Origin of the sequence: Corynebacterium sp. HMSC056E09 (assembly GCF_001813425.1) — a bacterium.
Classification (GTDB): Bacteria; Actinomycetota; Actinomycetes; order Mycobacteriales; family Mycobacteriaceae; genus Corynebacterium; species Corynebacterium hesseae.
This window is the reverse complement of record NZ_KV812525.1, coordinates 1-575: the sequence shown is the minus strand read 5'-3', so window position 1 is coordinate 575 and position 575 is coordinate 1. Positions and strand designations below refer to the sequence as shown.

General features: G+C 53.7%; 1 pseudogene. It reads right to left on the bottom strand.

What is annotated here, in order from left to right:
* Positions 1-575, bottom strand: a pseudogene (locus tag HMPREF2912_RS11650) (HNH endonuclease); the annotation flags it as partial.

Below are 575 nucleotides of genomic sequence, written 5' to 3'. Positions count from 1 at the left end.
GGTAGCCGTCTGCTTCGGCTACCTCGCCGGTTAAGTCCCGGGTTTTATCATGCGGCATAGCCTCTTGCCGCCAGCCAAAGCCTTCAATGAAGGTCGGGGCATTCTCAATATCGCAGGCTTGGTAGGTGTGTAAAACTACGGTGGCTGGTGGTTGTATTTCGCCGCTTAAGAGTTTGATGACCGCTTCAGCAACAGTGATTCCTTCTTTTGCGGCGGCTGTGTGGATGAAGGCATCGAGTTTAATGCCGGTGTCTTCCCCAACCTGGAGTTCCAGCCAGGCAGAGGTTCCGTTGGAGGAGAAACGGTAGGTGTCTTTGGGGCGGGTGTCGCGAAAAGCAATGGAGTCGTCCAGGGTTTTACAGATGTCGCGGACTTTGCGCCTGATTTGGCTGCGGGTAGGAAAAGCCTGATTGGGTTTCGAAGGGGTGAAGAAGTCAGCCAGGATGGTGTCGATAAAATCCAGGGTTTCATCCGTCAGGGCCGTCAGGGCTGACATGGGTTGGTCAATAGCAATCAAGGACTCAATGTCCAGCAGGCACAAGGTGTCTTGTATGGCTTTGACTTTCGGCAGGCTA